At 58.2% G+C, this 20,895-nt stretch carries 10 protein-coding genes and 1 pseudogene; all 11 read right to left on the bottom strand.

Going from position 1 to position 20,895, the window contains the following annotated elements; translation table 11 throughout:
• Positions 1 to 36 precede the first annotated feature (36 nt).
• The 11 genes and pseudogenes from DQG23_RS27910 to DQG23_RS27975 all read right to left on the bottom strand — a co-directional run bounded on the left by DQG23_RS27910 (position 37) and on the right by DQG23_RS27975 (position 20,688).
• The gene (locus DQG23_RS27910; protein WP_113034333.1) at positions 37 to 1,194 is read right to left on the bottom strand and encodes a DUF2264 domain-containing protein; all 1,158 of its coding nucleotides are present in this window, start codon (positions 1,192 to 1,194) and stop codon (positions 37 to 39) included.
• A 1,138-nt stretch (positions 1,195 to 2,332) separates the two neighbouring features.
• A complete protein-coding gene (locus DQG23_RS43830; RefSeq protein WP_420330258.1) occupies positions 2,333 to 2,641 on the bottom strand; it encodes a glycoside hydrolase family 95-like protein in 309 nt (102 codons plus the stop codon).
• Between the two features lie 54 nt (positions 2,642 to 2,695).
• Positions 2,696 to 4,632 (bottom strand): annotated as a pseudogene (locus DQG23_RS27915) (glycoside hydrolase family 95 protein); the annotation flags it as partial.
• Positions 4,633 to 4,829: 197 nt separating this feature from the next.
• Positions 4,830 to 5,255, bottom strand: coding sequence for a VOC family protein (locus tag DQG23_RS27920; RefSeq protein ID WP_113034334.1), 426 nt, complete (start codon positions 5,253 to 5,255; stop codon positions 4,830 to 4,832).
• Between the two features lie 77 nt (positions 5,256 to 5,332).
• Positions 5,333 to 5,758: a VOC family protein gene (locus tag DQG23_RS27925; RefSeq protein WP_113034335.1), complete on the bottom strand. Its 426-nt coding sequence runs from the start codon at positions 5,756 to 5,758 to the stop codon at positions 5,333 to 5,335.
• Between the two features lie 60 nt (positions 5,759 to 5,818).
• Complete coding sequence (locus tag DQG23_RS27930) at positions 5,819 to 6,805, bottom strand: sigma-70 family RNA polymerase sigma factor (RefSeq protein ID WP_113034336.1); 987 nt, start codon at positions 6,803 to 6,805, stop codon at positions 5,819 to 5,821.
• 98 nt (positions 6,806 to 6,903) lie between these two features.
• Complete coding sequence (locus DQG23_RS27935; protein WP_113034337.1) at positions 6,904 to 7,803, bottom strand: SDR family oxidoreductase; 900 nt, start codon at positions 7,801 to 7,803, stop codon at positions 6,904 to 6,906.
• A 589-nt stretch (positions 7,804 to 8,392) separates the two neighbouring features.
• Positions 8,393 to 10,705 (bottom strand): FkbM family methyltransferase, encoded by a 2,313-nt coding sequence (locus tag DQG23_RS27940; protein ID WP_158560727.1) that lies wholly within the window; start codon positions 10,703 to 10,705, stop codon positions 8,393 to 8,395.
• Positions 10,686 to 11,774: a glycosyltransferase gene (locus DQG23_RS27945; RefSeq protein WP_113034339.1), complete on the bottom strand. Its 1,089-nt coding sequence runs from the start codon at positions 11,772 to 11,774 to the stop codon at positions 10,686 to 10,688. Before DQG23_RS27945 ends, DQG23_RS27940 begins: the two co-directional genes overlap by 20 nt.
• A gap of 187 nt (positions 11,775 to 11,961) precedes the next feature.
• On the bottom strand, positions 11,962 to 15,288 hold the full coding sequence (locus tag DQG23_RS41900) for a collagen-like domain-containing protein (RefSeq protein WP_238178065.1): 3,327 nt from the start codon (positions 15,286 to 15,288) through the stop codon (positions 11,962 to 11,964).
• A 480-nt stretch (positions 15,289 to 15,768) separates the two neighbouring features.
• A complete protein-coding gene (locus DQG23_RS27975) occupies positions 15,769 to 20,688 on the bottom strand; it encodes a sugar-binding protein (RefSeq protein ID WP_238178075.1) in 4,920 nt (1,639 codons plus the stop codon).
• Positions 20,689 to 20,895 lie beyond the last annotated feature (207 nt).

A 20,895-nucleotide genomic window follows, 5' to 3' on the forward strand; every position in this document is an offset into this window, starting at 1 on the left:
AAGTCGGCCGCTCCTCAACCGGTCGGTCCAAAACACCTATTTTAACGCCGATGCGATAGGCACGGAAAGTCCCGACCACGCTTTCTTCGACGTCCATTCCGCTTCTCCCTGCCAGAACGGGTCGCCGGCCGGCAGTCCGAGCGGCAAAAATACGGTCGAGCACAAATACAGGCTTCCCGTTGAAATATACGTTTCGCCGATGCTCGGCTGATGGCCGCAAAATCCGATCGTCAGCCATCCTTCGGCATCGAACGTGCCGGGGGCTTCGATCATGCGGCGAATAACCGCCGTCAAAGCACAGCGTACCTGAGCGGGTTCAGTGTCTTCCGGCAGCTCGTTCCGGTATGCGATTTGAGCGAGCAGTTGGAACGCGCCGAATCGATAGGCCAGCGAGCGGCCATGAACGGGAAACGTCCCTTCCGGCGATATCGACCTTTCCTGAATATCCGCGTAACCCTGAGCGCGCTTCAAAACCCGCTCCCGCATTTGTCCCCATTCCGGGTAAAGCTCATGCACAGTCTCCGTAATATCGATAAGCATCGGATGGATGACGAAGCTGTTGTAATAATCGGCATGGTATTCAGGACCGTCGCCATAAGTGCCGTCGCCCAAATACCATTGCTCATGCTGCTTGAGCGCGTAATCGATCCTCATCGCGTCCCAATCCGGCTCGCCGATCCGGTAAAGCGCCGTCTCGATCATAGCGGAGAACAACAGCCAGTTATTGAACCAAGGCTTGCGGGTACGGGTCGCCTTAAGAGCGGCGGCGACGTTGCGCTTAATCCGCTCGTCCAGCTTCTCCCACAGCTCGTTCGGCGCCCGGAGCAGAGCGTGAGCCAGGAAAGCCGTATCGACGATCGGCTGGAACCCTTCGCTAAAGTTCATGAAATCCGGCGATTCCGGATCCGTTCCGGCATCGATCGCCGCTCTGGCCAGCTGTGCATATCGTTCGCGCAGCTGCCCCTCCTCCCCGTCCGACGGCCCCTTCTCCAGCCACGGAGCCAGTCCGGCGAGCAGCCTCCCCAGCGCCTCCAAATGCGTGTAGAGCGGCCGATCCGCGATTTTACCCTCGACGGGCATCGTCCGCTTCAGCCGCCGTTCCGCCAAAGCCGACAGCACCGGATTCGCAATTCTGTGCAGCACGTCTACCCAATAAGCCCGATCCTCTTTCCATGTCGTGAATGTATCAGACATCGTCATGCCCCCTCAATGGTGAGTTTCTGATTACAAATTTCCCGATTACGTTACTTGTACAAGACTTTGGCTGCTGAAGTTAACATTTGTTATAGCAAATAAATTCATGCAAACAATGCATTGATCATGCACTTAATAGCCTTTCAACTCTTATACTATAAATTTGAATAAGGGATGCAATCCGAAACTTCAGAGCTTCAGATATATACTCTATGCCGCCGATGACTTGTGTCCTGTAGAAATAGTAAGGAAAAGTTTACTGTTCATAAGGCAAACCTCACTATTTCTTGCCGAAAACCCGCGTTCTAGCGAGTTAATGAGGCTAACGCAACTATTAGTGAGGCAAACGAAATTGATAGTGGTGTTTGCCTCACTATCTCTCGGGAATGAGCATTTTACCGGTGGAATAGTGCGGACAGCCTCATGAACAATAAGGTTTTCTACACTAATCGCACGGTCCAGGCGGTCCAGGCATAAATATTCGGATATCCGAGTTAGCTTTCATAATCGCGTCTTCATTAATCCCTAGTTTAAGACAAAATGCAAGGTATGGATACCATTACACCTATACGAACTAGTCGGTTGACGCGGACTCTCTCATGACGCAGTTTGACCGCCGACTCCTTCATGTCGCGATTAACGCCGGCTCTTTTCATGTCACGGATAACGCCAACCCTTTCATGTCACGGGTAACGCCGACTCCTTCATATCTCGGGTAACGCCGACTCCTTCATGTCACGATTAACGCCGGCTCCTTCATGTCACGGGTAACGCCGGCTCCTCCATGTCACGATTATCGCCGGCTCTTTTCATGTCACGGATAACGCCAACTCCTTCATGTCACGATTAACGCCGGCTCCTTCATGTCACGGGTAACGCCGGCTCCTCCATGTCACGATTATCGCCGGCTCTTTTCATGTCACGGATAACGCCAACTCCTTCATGTCTCGGATAACGCCAACTCCTTCATGTCTCGGATAACGCCAACTCCTTCATGTCACGATTAACGCCGGCTCCTTCATGTCACGGGTAACGCCGGCTCTTTCACGACAAATACCGGCATTAAGCCCTTGCTCATGCCCGGTTCATGTGCCGGGCAATGTGCTGGCTCAAGAAGCCGCCCTCTTTGCACCCAGCATCACGACTTCAACCGTATCGCGTACCGCTTCCCGATCTGCGTGCCGAACCGGATGGCCGAGCCCCTGTCAATCTCCGTCACACTGGCCGTGTTCCCTTCCTCGCTTGCAAAAAGAACCTTCTCCCCGCGCACAACGCATGTTCCGCCGCTTATAGAAAGGATCGAGGCTTGCACAAGCTGGCGGTTTTTCCATTCGATATCGACCTCGAAGCCGCCTCTCGCCCGCAAACCGCGAACACGTCCGCTCGGCCATGCCTTCGGCAGCGCCGGCAGCAAGCGGATTTCTCCGCCGTGGGATTGCAGCAGCATCTCGGCGACAGCCGCCGCTCCTCCGAAATTGGCATCGATCTGAAAAGGCGGATGATCGCCGAACAAATTCGGATGCACCGAATGGCGCAGCAGCGCCGAAAGATTGTCGTATGCCTGCTCGCTGTCGGCAAGCCGCGCCCAAAACAGGATGATCCAGGCTCTGCTCCATCCCGTATGTCCGCCTCCATGCTGCAGCCTGCGCTCCAGCGTGATTCTGGCCGCCTCGGCAAGCGCCGGAGTGCCGCCGGGCGTAAATTGTTCGCCGGGATAAAGGCCGAACAGATGCGAAATATGGCGATGCCCGGGCTCCGGTTCGTCGTAATCGACGGACCACTCCATCAGCTGGCCATGCCTGCCGATATTCGGCTCTGGAAGCCTTCCTCTCGCTCCCTCCAATTCCGCGCGGAATTCCGCATCGGCCTCCAGCAGCCGGCTAGCTTCGATGCAGGCATCGAACAGGGCGAACAAAATTTGCGTGTCCATCGAAGGGCCGACGCACAGCCAGCCGATATTGCCGTTCGGCAGCCGGTAGCTGTTTTCCGGCGACAGCGACGGCGCCGTCACGAGGCGGCCTTGCTCGTCCTCCACCATAAAATCGAGGAAAAACTCCGCAGCCTCCTTCAACACCGGATACGCCCGATCCGCCAAAAAAGCGCGATCGCATCCGTATTGATAATGCTCCCACAGATGCAAGGCGAGCCACGCCCCTCCCATCGGCCAAAAAACGGCGGGAATGTAGGTGCCCTGTATCGCCGTATCCGCCCACAGGTCGGAGGCGTGATGAGCGACGAAGCCTCGTGCGCCGTATACGGTCTTGGCCGTAATTCTGCCGTTGTCCCTCAGCCGTTCCGTATAATCGAACAAAGGCATGTGACATTCGGCAAGGTTGCCGACCTCCGCAGGCCAATAATTCATCTGCAGATTGATGTTGAGATGGTAATCCGCCTCCCACGGCGGGGTATGGCTTTCGTTCCAAATTCCTTGCAAATTCGCCGGAAGAGCGCCCGGTCTTGAGCTCGCCATAAGCAAATACCGGCCGTATTGGAAAAACAGCGCCTCCAGCCCCCGGTCCTGCCCGCCTTCGCGTACAAGCCGAAGCCGTTCGTCCGTCGGAAGCGCCTCCAATTCCCCGCTGCGCGGATCGTCCAGCTCCAGCTCGACTCTCCCGAATAAGGAACGGTGATCCTCGATATGGTCCCGTAGCAAAACCGCATAACCTTTGCCTGCTGCGGCTTCAGCTTGCTCAAGGCACTTGCGCTTCGGATTCCCGTGCCGGAACGTCGTTTGCGCAGCCAAAAAAAGCGTGACCGTGTCTGCGCCCTCCACGGATATATAGCTGCCGTATCCTTTTACGCTTCCGCCCTCGGCTTCCACCTTCAGCACGGCGCAATAAGCGACCCCGTCCGGACCGCATTGGCCTTCCATAGACAATGTATTTTCCTGAACCCGTTCGATCATGCCGTCAAATGGCCGCCTGCCCAAGCTCGCGGTAAACGTCAAACGCCCCGGCGTTCCTGCCGTCAACCGGATCGTCATCACTTGATCCGCAGCGCTGACGAATACTTCTTGCGGTATTGCGTTTCGCAAGCTTCGAACGTTACGGATGCAACACCCGTTTCCATATCGAGCTCCCGCACGTAATTCCGCACCTCGCCGTCCAGTCCTTCAAACATAAGCTCCAAATCGCCCAAGGTCTGATACGGCGCAAAATGCTGCGGAACCGACGTCATCGTCAAACGGGCGAGCTTTTCCACCTCCTTCGGCTTACCTTCAAACAACAGACGGCGAACTTCTTCGAGATGCAGGGCCGCTTCGGGATTGTCCCGTTTTTTCGGTCCCCCGTACCAAACGGAATCTTCGTTGAGCTGGATACGTTCCACGGCAACCTTGCCGAAGACCATCCCGCCCAGCCTGCCGTTGCCGACCGGCAGCGCCTGTACCCACTGCTTGGCTGGTTTCGTATACGAAAGCTTGGCGCGCGTGTTGATCATGTCAAAACCCCCTTGAAGTTATCGGTAACTTTGAGTGTACGCGCACCTTGCCGATTTGTTAATCGGAAAATATGTTCGGTTTTTCGGAGCAATAAGAAATGCCCTCCACGCCTCGGTTTGAGACGCCCCAAAAAAACAAAACAACCGGCGCAGCTGCATCCGGTTGTATGTAATAAATTCGCGTTACCCTTTACCAATTAACCGAACACAATGATGTAACCGTCCGGGTCTTGAATATATAAATTTTTAAAATGCATGCCGTTGTCATGCGTCGACTCGATCGGCCCCAGTATAATGTTGGCTCCGTTCGTTCTCATTTCTTCTACGAGCAAATCAAATTCATTGTAGTCGACATGAACAAAGGTATCCCAGCCGAGTTCGGGACCTTTCCAGTCGGTCGGATACGTATCGCGTTTCGCAGAAGCGGCATTCGGCCGGACATCGCCCGGATTCTGGGCTTGCTGAAGAATCAATTTCATACCGCCTCTATTGGCGTGCCCCCAACCGCTCGTCTCGCAGCCAAGCACATCGCGATAATAAGCAAGCGACTTTTCCAGGTCCGATACGAGTCTTACCTGTAAGCCGTCGTAAAATGCCGCTTTCTTTTTGCTTTCGCCATCCATGAATAGGACACCCCTTCGATCGATTTAGTTGACTTTACTTGCCGATATCGCCCGTTTTGTCACCCATGTCCCACCCGCTACCGCTGCCAAACGTTGAATTTGTTTCCGTCCGGATCTTTAAAACGGAACTGCAGCCCACAGCCCCCGTAATCCGTAACCGGCTCGACCTGCGCTCCGTTCTCCCGCAGCGACTCGTGAAGCGCCACGATATCCTCCGTTTCGAAGGTTAAGGAAAACATCTCGAAGTTTTCCCCTTCCCAGCAGTCGGTCGTGAAGTTGGCGTTCGGCCTGTCCTTCGATTCGATAAGAAACAACCACTGCCCGCTGCCCATGATCAAAATACCGCCGTCGGGCCTGAACGCCCTCAGCCCCAAAACCCGCATATACCATTCCTTCGCCCGTTCTAAATCGGCCACCGGAATGTAATTGCAATGCACGCCTTTCAATAGCGGCTTCATTTCCTTCTTGGCCGAATGGGTCTGTTCTGCAGACATTTCGCTCATACGAAAACCTCCTAAAGTATATTTCGATATATAGACGAACGAATACGGGGAACCCCGTCGTCACTTAACATTATTTTTTTCGGATACGACACCGAACCGGTTGCCGTCCAAATCGTAAAAGCAGAAGCTTTCGCCCGCGTTCCCGGTTTGTTCTCCTTTTTCCACCCTTATCCCCTGCTCCTTCAGAGCCTCGTAAAGAGCCGCAGAATCCTCCGCTTGAAAAATGAGCACAGGCAAATCTGAGCTTGTCAACGAAGCAAGCACCGGTTGATTCACCTGAATCAGGAACAAAACGTGACCGGAAGGAAGCAGCAGATACCCGTTATGATCCAAAGCCAAACCGAAACGACCGACGAACCAGTCCGTCGCTCTCGTCCGATCCGATACCGGAATGTAATATTGTCCCGCCTGCTTGATAATGCGCTCGACAACTTTGCCGACCAGCTTCTCCACAGCTTCGCGGTTTCCAAAATGCGCCGCCCATGCCGCCAAATAATTCTCTTTCAGCAGCTTGCGGTTTCTGCGAAGCCGGCTTTCCACCGAGCTGACGGATACGTGCAGCTCTTGCGCGATTTCGGGCATGGACATCTCGCTTATGTAGTACGATAACAGGATCGTTCTGTTCCTATCGTCCAGTTTGGCCAGCGCTTCCCAAACATCGAGACGCAGCTCGCTTTGCAGCACCCTTTCTTCGATCGAAGCATCGGAACGATCGGCGATAAGCTTGTCACGCAGCCGCAAATCCCGATTTTGCTTCCGCTTCAAATCGATGCTGAGCCGGGTAGCGATCGCATACAGCCAGCTCCCGAATTTATCGGGCTGCTTCAAATCAGGCAGCGCCCGGAACGCCTTCACAAATGCTTCTTGCGCAATATCCTGCGCGAGATGATAGTCCCGCAGCACGCCATAGGCTACCGCACAGACCGCATTCGTGTATAGGTCGACCAAGTCGGCGAACGCTTCGACATCCCCGCCGGAGGCTGACTGGACAAGCTTGATTTCCGTCCGAATCGCATTTTCCTCCTTTGAACGAAGCAGCACAACCATTTCATGATATTACCAATTCTACTTGACATTTCATTCGGTGTATACGCCAAAAAGGAGCTGCGCAACAGCTCCCGCACGAAACGTTCCGCTATGAAAATTCAGGTTTCCGTCATGATGCCGCCGTTGACGTGAAGTACCTGGCCCGTTACGAAGGATGAATCCTCGGACGCCAAATAGATGTATGCCGGCGCCAGCTCGAACGGCTGGCCGGCGCGCTTCATCGGCGTTTCCAAGCCGAACGTTTTGACGTATTCCGCCGAATAGCTGGAGACGATAAGCGGGGTCCAAATAGGCCCCGGCGCCACGGCGTTGACCCGTATGCCCTTATCCGCCAATTGGAGAGACAAGGAACGGGTGAAAGATACGATCGCGCCTTTGGTCGAAGAATAGTCGACAAGCAAAGGAGCGCCCGCATAAGCGGTTACCGATGCCGTCGATATAATGGTGCTGCCCGGCCGCAAATAAGGAAGCGCCGCTCTCGTCATGTAAAACATCGGAAAAATGTTAGTCCGATACGTATTCTCGAGCTGTTCATCGGAAATATCCAAAATGCTTTCTTGCGGGAACTGAACGCCTTGATTTAGAACGAGTACGTCAAGCTTCCCGTAACATGCCAATGTTCTTCTTACCGCTTCGGCGGAAAAACCGGGATGCCGCAAATCACCTTCGATCAGTAGGCAGCGGCGCCCGTACTGCTCCACCATCTGCTTGGTCGCTTCTGCATCTACGCGTTCGTATAAGTAAACGATCGCCACATCCGCCCCCTCTTTGGCGAAGCCGATCGCGACCGCACGGCCGATCCCGCTGTCGCCTCCGGTGATGATGGCGATTTTCCCGGCCATTTTGCCGCTTCCCTTGTATGCCGGATTATCCGATATCGGTAAAGGGTTCATCAAATACTCCAAGCCGGGCTGCACATTCTGATGCTGCGGCGGGAACGTGACCGGCACCTGCCGGCAGCGGGTCTCGTAACCGTAATACGGGTACATGGGAATCACTGCGAATCCTCCTTTGCTTCCGAACAAAAGCAGGTTATTCGCCCAGTTCCCGATTGGTGCCGGCGCAGCGTACTTTTTCGGAGGCGAATGTATACAGACAGCCGGGCCCGCAGCAGCCCGCCAGCCTCAAAAGCACAACCTGCGACCGACATCACCGGAATATGAAAATGGGGCTTCCCCCGTTGCCGCCAACTAGTCCGCCATCAAGTCTAAAACTAGGGAGTGATGACCTGCTTACGAAAGCAAACATGGATATCGTAGTGGTTATGCACGAACCGTGCGATTAGTGGAGGAAACCTTATTGTTCATGAGGCTGTCCTCACTATTTCGCAGGTAACATGCTCGTTCTCGCCCATCAGTGAGGCAAACGCCACTATCAATTTCGTTTGACTCACTAATAGTTGCATTTGCCTCATTACCTCAACAAAACACGGGTTTTCGATTTGAAATAGTGAGGTTTGCCTCACGAATAGCAATCTTTTCCTCATTATGAGGGCCACTGTCCGTTGCATGATCAAGTGCTTACATCTTTAAAATCTATAGTATTAGAGTTGAAATGTTACTAGCGTTTTTTCAACGTCCGGCCCCGCTACAATTTAGGCGCCCACAATCCCGAAAAGCGGCTTTCCGGAATGCAGATGTAATCATGCAAAAAGCCGGGCGGATCTTCCTCGTCGTATGACCGGACTTCGCCGCTCCACGGCTGGATTTTATAAATGCGGTAGCCATCGAGAAAAACCAGAAGCTCCGGAAGCATCCTCTTGGCGTCGTCATGCAGCTCGAACGCGACGACCGGCCGCGAAAGGCGGATGATGTCCCGGGCGCCGGCAAGCACGCGGAGTTCGTTGCCCTGCGTATCGATCTTCATGACGCTGACGCGCGACTTGTCGGCCTCCGGCAGCTGGCTGTCGAGTGTCGCCAGCTCCACTTCCGCGACCCGGTAGGAAGGCCCCAGATTGGCGTACGCGTCGATCGCGGACATTCCCCGGTTATAGCAATCGTCCGTCTGCATATGAAAAGAAACGCGCCCGTTCGAATCGCCGACGGCGAGCTCGCGGACGAAAAGCCGCTCGAACCCGTTCAACGATTTGTTGCGTTCAAGCTGACGGAAAATGTCCGGATGCGGCTCGAAGCATATGCACGTTGCATCGGGATATAAGCCGGCGATGTACAAGGCGTGGTAACCGATATTCGCCCCGACGTCCAGGAAGATCCCGCCGACTTGGACGAACCGGCTCAGCATCCGCGCCAGCTGCGGCTCCCAGCCGCCCTCCCGGATGATCGTTTCCTCGAGGAAGCCGGGCAATTCGAGCGTCATGCGGAACATGCCGCCGCGGACGTTCGTCAGCTCGACTGTTTCTTCCGTCCTGCTTGAGGCCGCCGAAGGAGCCGGCGACAATAGGCGCTTGAGCAGGCTTTTATTATGAATGACATGCTCGTTGTCGGGAACCAACTGCCGGGCAAGCTCGTTTTGACGGTAGGCTTCTTCATAATTGTTCTGGCGGTAATGACAGATACACAACTGCACGTAGGGGAGCCACGTCCAGCATGCCTCGTAATAGAGAGCCCCCGGCTTAGCGGGCTTTTCCAGGCGGACGGCGAGCGAGTACCAAAATATCGCTTTGTCCAGCTCCTGCAGCTGCAGATGCTGGAAGCCGAGCCGGCAGCAAAATTCGGCCCGCGGCGTATCGTACCGGAAAGAACGCAGAGCGTATGCCCGCTCCCGAGCCGTGTCCCCGTTCCGATAGCAAAGGTCGGCCGCCCGCTCGCATACGGTTATTTTCATTTCATCGCCGATATCGGACGAACGAAGCATCCGCTCGCAAGCCTCCAAAGCTTGCTCGAGGTTTTCCTCCTCTAGTTTAGGCTGCCGTTCGGCATCCGCCGCAGTCGGCTCGGCTTCGGCTGCCGAAGTCGGGACGCTCCAAAGCTCTTCGTAGACGGACACATACCGGTCCGCCATAAGAGCGGTAGTAAATTGCCCGGCCACATAGTCCCTAAGCGTTCCGGGATCGGGATAACAGCCTGCCTCAGCTTTGGCGGCCATTTCCTCCGCCGAGCCGCAAACGAGCTCCGGAAATCCGGCCAGCACCTCGGGGACAGCGCCGTTTGCCAGCGCAAGCACGGGCGTGCCGCACGCCAGCGCTTCCACCATGACGAGTCCGAACGGCTCCTCCCACGATGTGGGGAACAGCATGCACTCGGCGTCGGCCAGCAAACTCAGCCGCTCCTCGCCTCCGACTTCGCCGACATAGCTTACATTCGGATTTTTCGCAAGACGCGGAGCCACTTCCTTCTCGTAATAAGTATTGTTGAATACAGGGCCGGCGATAATGAGCCGTTTGCCGGATTTTTCGGCGATGTCAAGCGCGTGCACGATTCCTTTATGCCAGTTGAGTACGCCCATAAACAGCAAGTAGGATTGTTTGTTCTCTTGAAAAGGATAGGCTTGCACATCGATGCCGTTATATACGAAGCGTCCCTCGTTCCGCCCGATAACGGCCAACGCCCTGCGGCTTAAGTAAACCGGATGGTCGACCGGATTTTTCAAGCTGTCGTGAATCGAGCAGACGGTCGGGATGGGTAATTTTTTTCGCCCGATGACGGAATGATGGGTATGATCGTGGATCAGATCGACGCCGTCGGGCATCGTCCTTTCCACAAACGACGCGATCGCCTGCGGATCGGAGCCTTCGTGCTCGTAAGGGACCAGCTTCGCGCTCGTTTCGCTGCCCGCCCGGGCATATAAATAAACGTCGAAGCCGCGGGCTGCCAGCTCTTCCGTCAATCCGTGCACCATCCGCTCGATGCCGCCGTACAGACGGGGAGGCACCGGGTAAAAATCCGGCGCGACTTGAACGATACGTTTCGGCATTTCCGGTCTAACTAGGAGGGAAGACATGGGGAAAAGCTCCTTCCAGCAGCGCTTTATTGGATAAGACGGCGGGATCGTCCGGCCGATAAGCCCGCGCTTTTTCATTGTGGCGGTACGCTTCGGGGTAATCGCCCAGCCGATAGTAGCATATGCACAACTGGATGTGAGGGAGCCAGGTCCAGCAAGCGTCGTTGAAAAATCCCCAGCTTTGCTCCGGCTTGCGAAGCTCCGTCGCCAGCTTATACCAATAAACGGCTTGCGTCAGCCTGTTTTCCTGCAAAAAGCGGTAACCGAGCCGGCAGCAAAACTCCGCTCGCGGAATATCGTAAGCAAACGAATGGAGCGCCCAGCGCAGCGCTTCTTCGTCGTCTCCCTCAGCTTCGCAAATGTCGGCGAGCCTGCCGCACGAAGTCAGAAGATCTTCGCTCCAGCCGTCGTTTTTCTCGATGAGCTCGCGGTAGATCGCGGCCGCTTTCTCGTAATGCCGGTTATCCGTCAGCTCGTTGGCGTAATAGAACCGGTCGCGGGAGGTAAGCGTTTCCCCGTTTTCCAGCTTCCGCTCGAAAATCGCAAGATTGCGGCCGCCTTGCCGATGGCGGCGCTTATGCGTGACTACGATGCCGCTGTCTTCGATCTTCCCGCTTACGGCTAAATATTCGTGAACGGCGCCATGCCACCGAAAGCCGTTCTCCCGTTTAATCAGTCTGTTCCGCCTCAGACTTACCGTCACGCGGCCGTATTCGTCGAAGGCATAATGGTAAATCATCGTGACGGAATCGACATCGGGGGAAAGCGTTTGTTTGAGTTCAAGCAGCTTGCCGCGGTCCTCCTCCAGCAGCACGTCGTCGGCATCCAGCCAAAGGATGTGCGAGCAGGAGGCGTAACGGAACGATTCATTGCGCGCGGCGGCGAAGTCGTCGATCCACGCGAATCTGTAAATCCGGTCCGTATAGGAACGGACAATCGACTCGGTCGAATCGGTCGAGCCGGTGTCCAAGACGACGATTTCGTCAACGAGACCGCGGACAGATGCGAGACAATCGCCGATCGTGTCCTCCGCGTTTTTGACGATCATGCACAAGCTTATAGTAATCATGGATCCTCCAGAAAATCTTTCGTCGGGTAACCTAACCCATACCCGCATGCCGAACAGCCGGGGGATAATCACGTCATGCCCGGCTATTCGTCTTTTACGCCTCGCGCAGCTCTTTAGCGCGCAGTGCGGCGATGCGTGGGGGCGGCTGGCCAACCGCCCGGTTTTGCCGCAGCGCCTGCATATAACGTCAGCTGTTTGTTGACATGAATACGGAGTATATGGCGCTTTGCGTTATATTCGGGTTGGAATAAAGCGATATCGCGTCATTCCGGGTGATCGGCGTTCCCGCAATGTTGCTGGTCCACGAAACAGTGGCCGGCGCGGCCGCTTTAGCCGGATTAAACACGAAAACGGCTTGCGCGCCCACGTCCGTTCGCAGACTCGAAAAGACGATCGTACCGGTAATGGCGGCGGTTGTAGTTAAGGTGACGGTAACCAATATATTCCCTACAGCGGGGGCGGATGCGTTGTTCGCTACATTCGAGCATATTTGAAAAATATAAGCGCCTGCAGAGAGATTATTTACGTTGATCGAGCCCGAAAAAGCGACGACGCTTCCCGTTCCCGCCACGACATACGGAATGACGTTCGACAATGCTCCCGGCGACCCGGCTACCCGCTGAAAACCGGCGTTCGCCCCTTCGAAAAGCACAACCTTCGTCGAAACGGCCGGCGCCGGTCCGGTCGGGCCGATCGGACCCGTGGCGCCATTCGCCCCTTGCGGGCCTGTCGGTCCGGTAGGTCCTGTCGGGCCTGTCGGGCCGGTTGGCCCCGTCGGACCGGCAGACCCGATTGCGCCCTGCGGGCCGGTAGGGCCCGTGGGACCGAGCGCTCCGGTCGGACCGGAAGCGCCTGTTGGCCCCTGCGCCCCTGTCGGTCCGGTCGGACCCGTAGGGCCGAGCGGGCCTTGCGGGCCGGTTGGGCCGGCCGGTCCCGTTCCGCCGGTCGGACCCGTCGAGCCTATCGCTCCTTGCGGACCGGTCAAGCCTTGCGGGCCGGCGGGACCTGTCGGGCCCTGCGGGCCGGTTGCGCCTGCAGGACCGGTGACGCCTTGCGGGCCGCCGGCCCCTGTAGGTCCTGCCGGACCTGCAGCCCCTTGAGGACCTGTCGGGCCGGTCGGGCCGGTCGGGCCGTCGTCGCCTTGCGGGCCGGTCGACCCTTGAGGGCCGGTCGGGCCAAGCGGCCCGGTCGGACCGGTTGCGCCGTCCGGACCCGCCGGACCGGCGGCTCCCGTAGGGCCGAGCGGCCCCATTGGCCCCGTGGGACCAAGCGGCCCAGTCGGGCCTTGCGGACCGGCATCGCCCTGCGGACCCTGAGGGCCCGTCGGACCGAGCGGACCTGTCGGGCCTTGCGGGCCCGTCGCGCCATCCGCCCCTACCGGTCCTGTGGCGCCTTGCGGACCGGTAGGACCGAGCGCTCCGGTCGGGCCTTGCGGGCCCGTCGCCCCTGCGTCGCCTTGCGGCCCGGCAGGTCCGGTCGGACCCGTCGCTCCCTGAGGGCCGGCGTCGCCCTGCGCACCGGTCGGACCCGTCGGACCGAGCGCCCCGGTCGGGCCTTGCGGGCCCGTCGCCCCATCCGCTCCGACCGGGCCGGTGACGCCCTGCGGTCCGGTCGGGCCGAGAGCGCCGGTTGGCCCTTGCGGACCCGTCGGACCGGTTGCACCGTCCGGCCCTGTGGCGCCCTGCGGCCCCGTACCGCCCTGCGGTCCCGCCGATCCGGTAGGACCGGCGTCACCGGTCGGGCCAAGCGGACCCGTCGGACCCGCTGGCCCCAGAGGTCCCGTCGGACCGGTAGGACCGATCTGCCCTTGCGGACCCGTCGGGCCATCTGCGCCGATCGGACCGGTCGGGCCGGTCGGGCCCGTCGGACCCGCGGGGCCGATGGCGCCTTGCGGTCCTGTCTGCCCTGCATCGCCGGTCGGTCCGGCGTCTCCCGTCGGCCCGGTTGCCCCTGCCGGACCGGTATCGCCCGTCTGCCCGGTAGCCCCCGTCGGCCCAGTCGGCCCAGTCGGTCCTCCGGCAGGCCCCGCAGGTCCAGTGGGGCCTGTTGGCCCGCCGGCGGGTCCTGCCGGTCCCGTCGCGCCGGTATCGCCTGTCGGCCCGGTCGGGCCCGTGACGCCGTCAGCCCCGTCGGCTCCGGCAGTACCGGTCGGGCCAGTCGGACCGGTCGTGCCGAGCGCCCCGGTCGCCCCGGTGGCGCCGGTGGCGCCGTCAGCCCCGATCGGCCCTTGCGGTCCCGTCGGGCCGACAGCGCCCAGCGGACCGGTCGGACCCGTCGGACCGATGAACCCTTGCGGACCGGTGGGGCCATCGGCGCCTGTAGCGCCTGTCGGACCGAGCGGTCCCGTAGCGCCTTGCGGACCCGTAGGGCCTGCCGGGCCGCTATCACCTGTCGGCCCGAGCGCTCCGGTGCCGCCCTGCGGCCCTGTTGGCCCATCCGAGCCTGTAGCGCCGGTCGGGCCTTGCGGGCCGGTCGGGCCATCGGCTCCGGTCGGACCCGCAGGGCCAAGCGGGCCGGTCGGGCCGAGCGCTCCTGTCGGCCCTTGCTGGCCTTGCGCTCCCGTCGGGCCATCGCTGCCTGTCGGCCCTGCCGCCCCCGCCGGCCCTTGCGGACCGGTCGGCCCGTCGCCGCCCGCAGGCCCTTGCGGGCCTCCGGAACCCGTAGGTCCGAGCGGACCGGTTGCGCCTTGCGGACCCGTGGGCCCGTCGCCTCCCTGAGGCCCAGTCGGGCCAAGCGGCCCGGTTGGGCCTAACGCTCCCGTCGGCCCCGCAGGTCCGCTTGGACCGGTCTCGCCTAGCGGCCCCGTTGGCCCGAGAGGGCCCGTCGTTCCCGCAGGTCCGTCCGGTCCGGTAGGCCCCGTCGGGCCTGTTGGACCGAGCGCTCCGATCGGGCCGTCGTTACCTTGCGGTCCCGTTGGCCCCAAAGGCCCTGTCGCCCCGTCGCCGCCGGCGGGCCCTTGCGGACCGAGCGGTCCGGTAGCCCCTGTCGGGCCGATCGTCCCCAGCGGTCCTGTCGGACCGAGCGATCCGTCCGGTCCCGTCGGGCCCGCCGGACCGGTTTCGCCCTGCGAACCGGTCGGACCGCCGCTGCCTGTCGGGCCGGTCGGGCCGGTCGGTCCAGCCGCTCCCTGCGGGCCGTTTTCCCCTTGGGGACCTAACGGGCCGGTCGGGCCGCCGAATCCCGCAGGCCCTTGCGGGCCGGTCGGGCCTTGGGGGCCAAGCGGGCCTTGCAGCCCTAAGGCTCCGGTGGGCCCAAGCGGTCCCGTCGGACCGGAAACGCCCTGCGGTCCTGTCGGGCCCAGCGCGCCGGCAATGCCCTGAGGACCAATCGGTCCTTGCGGTCCAAGCGGCCCCGTCGGGCCGGTGACGCCTTGCGGGCCGGTCGGTCCCCCTGCCGGTCCCGCAGGTCCGGTTTCGCCTGTCGCTCCCGCGATCCCTTGCTGGCCTTGAGGACCCTGCTGTCCTTGCGCGCCTGGAGCGCCTGACGCTCCCGAAGCTCCTTGCGTTCCCGGCACGCCTTGCTTGCCCTTCCGCCCGCGCAGTCTGCGGTATCTCGCCCGTCTCCACCTGCGGAGAAACCGGAACCGCCGTTTATGCTTGTGCCTTTTGTGCCAATGCCTGAACAGAGCGAGACGCCGCTTCCACTTGAGCTTACGGAAGCGGCCGGCGCGTTTTTTTCGTCTGGCGCGTATCGAGCGGGCCGGAAATGAACCTTTTCTTAAAGCTTTTTTTCGAATAGGAGGAATGATCGCCACCTCCAAATTTTGTTACTAACATCATGGATAGCATATGTCCGCAGGGCGGAGCATGTATGGGCGCATAGGTAGTAAGGACGATTTTAGTCGCCCTGGAATATGCCGTAGCAGCTTTGCCGGCATCGCAACGAGTTCTGAGGGCGCGTTTACCGGGCACTGGAATAGTCAGCGAAGGATATACTTTCTGACAATTTCAAAAAAAAACGCCTGCCCCCGCCAAGGAGAGCAAGCGTTTCGATATTATGGCTTGGTTACTTTCACAATGATCTTTCCGCTGACCGTTTCTCCTGCGTCATTGATGAGCTCGCATTGATATTCATACGTGCCGGCCGGCTTGTTGCCGATAACCGTTACAGCCGACTGCGAGCCCGGCGTTTGATCGGCAAGCGTTCGCGTATCGATGAGCGTACCGTTCTCGTACAATCGGTAGGTCGTACCGTTCGTGCCCCACCACATGTTCATAGAGACTTTGTAGCTTCCGTCGCCGTCCCAGTTGTCATGGGAGAGAACGGGAGTACCCGGTGCCGCTTGCGCAACGTTTACCGTGTGGATATCACTTCTCGTCGTGCCCGACGCGTTGATGAGCTCCGCATAGTAGCGGTACGTGCCGTTCTTCCGATAAGTAACGGACGTGACGGTCGATTGGGCATTCGGCGAATGAGCGATAAGCGTTTGGGTATCGATCAGGACGTCATTTTCGTACAGCTTATACGTGCTGCCGTTATTCCCCCACCACATATTCATCTTCACCGAATAGTTCCCGTCCATAATCCCCGTATCATACCCGTTGTCATCCGACAAATAGGGCTTCCCCGGCGCTTCCGCCGGATTCGGCGGAGACGTACGCTTAACCGTCAATTCCCCGCTTCCCTCGCTGCCGAGGAAATACGCCGCATCGTTCCGGCCGAACGAAGCCTGCACCGGGTAAACCGTATCCTGCTCGGCGCTTGCCGCCAGCTGGATGTTATAATTCAGCGCCGCTTCCCCGTTTGCGCCGGTTACCGCGGTTCCGAGCGAATTCCCGTTCACGGAGAAGGACACGTTTTCCCCGGGAATCGCTTGACCGTTCTTATCCCGGAGCATCGCACGGAGCGTTACCGTGTCGTTAACTTGCCCTGCTGCGTTCGACGCCTCAAGCGTCGTGCTGTGAACCAGCTTGAACGCAACCGTCTGCTCGGTCATATGCCCCGTCTGATCCGAAGCTTGCACGGACAAAATATGACTTCCTTTGCCGGTTACAGGCGTACCGGACGTCCAGCTCTCGCCGTCCAGCAGGATCCGGACGTTTTGCAGATCGCCGTCCTCGTCTTCAACGTTTACGACTGGAACAGCTTGATCCGCGTAGGTTTCCCCGTCTGCGATCCCTTCGACAGCGATGACCGGTGCGGACGGATTTTTGGTCAGCTGTACGGTTCTGAATTTTTTGGAATCCTTCCCGTCGCCTATCCCCGAGCCCCACTCGATATACCCTTTGCGACCGGCTCCGTCATTGTCGTTAACCAGCAGCGAAAAGCTGAAAACTTCGTTCAAAACCGGCTTGGTCGGCGTCAGCTCGGACCATGGAAGCGCAAGCTCATAGGTCGTAACCTTCCGCTCTTCGTCGCGTGTTATCTGCAAGGAACCGTTCGCAACCAGCTTCTTGTCTCCATAATCGGCAGCCTGCCATCGGTAGATTTGCGGCCCCTGCGGCGTTTGGGAAACCCCAAGCTCATACCATCCCATCGGCTCTCCGGGCATGCCTGCCATCACGGCAAATTGTACGCTGTCGTTCTTCCAGATGTCTCCTTCGCTTGCGGAAGCAAAATGAATATCGTCCGTGATTTCCGCCGTCAGATAAAAAGTATCCCGGTCCCAATTCAACCACACGCTGCCATCCAGGTCCGCCGGTCCTGAATAATTTTTGAGCTTGTTCGTTCCCTTGGACAGCTCGATTTGCGGAGGTGCGGCCTCAACCGCAGGATCGATAGCACCGTCAACCAGCACGCTGCCGAAAGCGATCGGATTGAAATCGAGCTTCCCTGCATAAACAAACGGCGCTTTCCCGTCAAATTGAACGGTCACATTGGCCGGGTAGCTGATGCCGTAATCAAAACCGCTCAGCGGAATCTCAAACACCCTCTCGGCTCCGGGCGGAATCATCGCGTTCAGCCCCTGACTGCCGGCCCCCGGCCCGAACTGCCAATCGGCTTTCAGGGCGGTAAGCTCCTGCGTACTCGAATGGTTTTGGATCTGCAACTTCAGCGCTTCGCTCTTCGTACCGGCATCGGTGATAACAGGGATGATCCGAACGCCGTAAGCGGTGCCGAATGTTTTGACGGCCGTTCTTAATTTTCCGACGACATTTCCATTCACGATCAAATTTCCCGCTACGTAGCGGACCCCTTCCCGGTTCAAGCCGGGCAAAGAAAGCGGAACGGCAATGCTCTGACCGGCTTCCGCGTGCAAAGGATAAGACGTGCCTTCCACGTTGAGTGCAGCGGCCAAAGGCCCTGCTCCCGCGCGATTGACGGCCGCTGTCACCGTCACAAGCTCCCCGGCCACCGTTTCCCCGCCTGTCAAGGCAAACGTCGAATCGGCAGCGATTCCGTCAATGTCGCTTTTGACGTAGATCGGCTCCCCGGTTAGCGTCACGTAAACGTTGCCGTCAAGCGGCGTGAAGGTTTCGATATTTCCCATCATATCGGCGATCTGAATCGGCACATCGGTCCGGATTGCGGCCTGCATAGGGGTATTGGCCCAAACGATCCTTACGTTCCTGCCGTCCTTATTGAACTTGTAGCTCGCAATGCCCGTGTCGAGCGTTTCCTGTTCAACGAATTGCGCGCCGATAAGCTCTCTGGTCATCGCAGCATAAGCCGCATAGGCGGGTTTCGGCGTATACTGGCCCAGAGCGTCGTTCTGATGCCGAATGAGACCGAAATGATGCTCGCCATAGTCTGGTTGCAAGCCATCGTCCATCAAATCGTACCAAAATATTTTTTCGACGCCTGCCCCGAGAGCTTGCACATGAGCGCGCACCAGATTATTCGCTTGCGTGTTTTCGTCCAATCCCGTAATTGTCGGCCAGCCGACCTCCGTAATCCAAACCGGTTTGTCTTGGCCCTGATTATATTGCCGGATCAGGTCCTTGGCATCGAGCACGGCTTGAAGCATGCCGTCCGACGTTCGATTATACGGGTGGATGGAGACAACATCCATATACTCGAGCCCGCCAAGCCTGAATACCTCTTCCATCCAGGGGATGTCTACGTTCGAGGCCATGCCGACAACCGTGACGTCCGGTCTGGCGGCTTTTATCGTCTCATAGGTCTTTTTTAGCAGCTTGAAATAATAGTCCGGACGGGAGTCGGCGGGACCGTTCCCTCTGTCTCCGAAGCCGCCGTTAAACTCATTGTATACTTCCACCCATTCCATCCGATTGCCGTACAAATTCAGCAGAGCCTTTCCGTAGTTGGCAAAGCCTTCGCGCCCCTCGTCCGTATAGGGAGTACTGTCCTGATCGTAGAACGGATTGGTAAAGTCGAGCGTGATGAACGGCTTCAGGCCTTCTTGCTGCGTGCTCCGCATAAAGGCGTCGCGGTTCGCGGGCTTTCGATATTTCCCTTTTTCATATTCGACGTCCACCCAAGTGATTTCGTCACGAAAATTTTTGGCACCGCCGCGCCGAAGCAGCGTACTCAACTCGGGGGACCACCCCGTGTCCGTTTTTGCAAGGTGGGTCGAGACCCCGAAAGGAGAGTTATCCGTCATGGTCGGGTCATCCGCGGACAGCCGGGCAAAAGTAAGGTCCGCGCTTCGGATCGTCTGACCGTCTTTCTCTGCGGCGAGCGACAGTTTGTAATAGCCCAGCTGTTGAAGCGGGATCGTCAAATTCAATTGCCCGCCCTGCACGGCATCCCTTCCTGCCAATACTTGACGATCCAGATAATCATATACGCTCCAGCTGACCGTATCTCCTCTTGTCGCAAGAGGGAAAGCTGCGGCCTCGTTTGCCAGAAATACATTACCCATCCGGGACTGCTGGACGTCCAAATCCGGCAGGGCACCCGTCGCAACGACATTGTCGAAGCGGATATCCCCGCTTGTTTTGCCGCCGACCAGACCGTGCTTCTCCACCAAGAGCCCGATTGCCTGAGCCGGGCCATGCCATACCCCGTCGTTTGCCCCGTTGTAATGCAGATAGCTTGTGCCGGCGTTAAAGGTCCATACTTCGATTTTTTGCCAATCCCCGGTAGGCGCCAAGGCGATTTTCTGCTGATGCACCTGCCCGGTCGAGTCCTTCAACAGCACGAGAACCGTAGAAAAGTCAGTCGTTTTGACCCAAAACGCCAGCGTCTTCAAATCTATAGGCGTAGAAAAGCTTCTCCCGAGCGAAAGATTCAGCCCGCCTGTGCTGAAATCCCCGCTCACTTTGCCTGAGTACGCCCCCGATTTGGCCTCGGCCGTATCCCGTATATAGTCGCCCTTGGTCCCGCCTCCCGAGGCCAACGTCCATATGTCGAAGCCGTTCTCGAAGCTGCCGATTGCGTTCTCCCATACGCTTTCCTGCGGCGGCGCCGTTACCGACACGTCGTCGATCCACGCGTCTCCGCTCGTTTTGCCTCCGAGCAAGTTGGACTTTTCCAGCAAAAAGGAGATTCCGATAGCGGGACCATGCCATTTGCCGTCATTGGCGCCGCCGAAATGAAGATAGCTCGTGCCGATGTTAAAGGTGCTGATCTCGATCTTCTGCCAATTGGCGTTCGCCAGCGCGATTTTCCGCTGATGCACCTGTCCGGTCGAATCCACCACCCGAAGCGTGACCGCTGAAGCGTCTGACGATTTGAGCCAAAACTCCAGCTTGCTCATATCCAAGGGCAGAAAATTTTTACCGACGGACACATATTTGCCGCCCGCACTGAAATCGCCGTGCAGCTTCCCGGAGAAGGTCCCGGATCGCGGAGCCGACGCATCACGTTCATACGCGCCTTGAGCGCCGGGAAACTCGGTTCCCAAGCCGAATTTCCAAACCTCTTCCTCGCTTTCGAAATTACCGATCGTTACGTTTTGCAGCGTTTCCGCCGCTAGAGCCTTTGTCGTGTTTCCTCCCGGTAGAAGTCCGTTCGCAGGCCAGGCGGCCAAAAGCAGGACCAGCATCAAGCTTACCATCCACTTTTTCATTACCAACTTCATACACTCCCTTATTTGTCATCTTTCATCCACTCGATATTCATATCGCCGGGCTTTCCCGGGGCTCGACTATCACATGATGAATCAAAACAAAAGAAAGCGTTTTCATTAAATCCCTTTAGCACTCACGGGTGCACGTCGCCTGGCCGGTCTTCCGGTTCATTCTTTCGTACTTGCTATAATGATGCGGTGCAAGTC

The sequence above is a fragment of the Paenibacillus contaminans genome (genome assembly GCF_003285015.1).
GTDB classification, from domain to species: domain Bacteria; phylum Bacillota; class Bacilli; order Paenibacillales; family NBRC-103111; genus Paenibacillus_V; species Paenibacillus_V contaminans.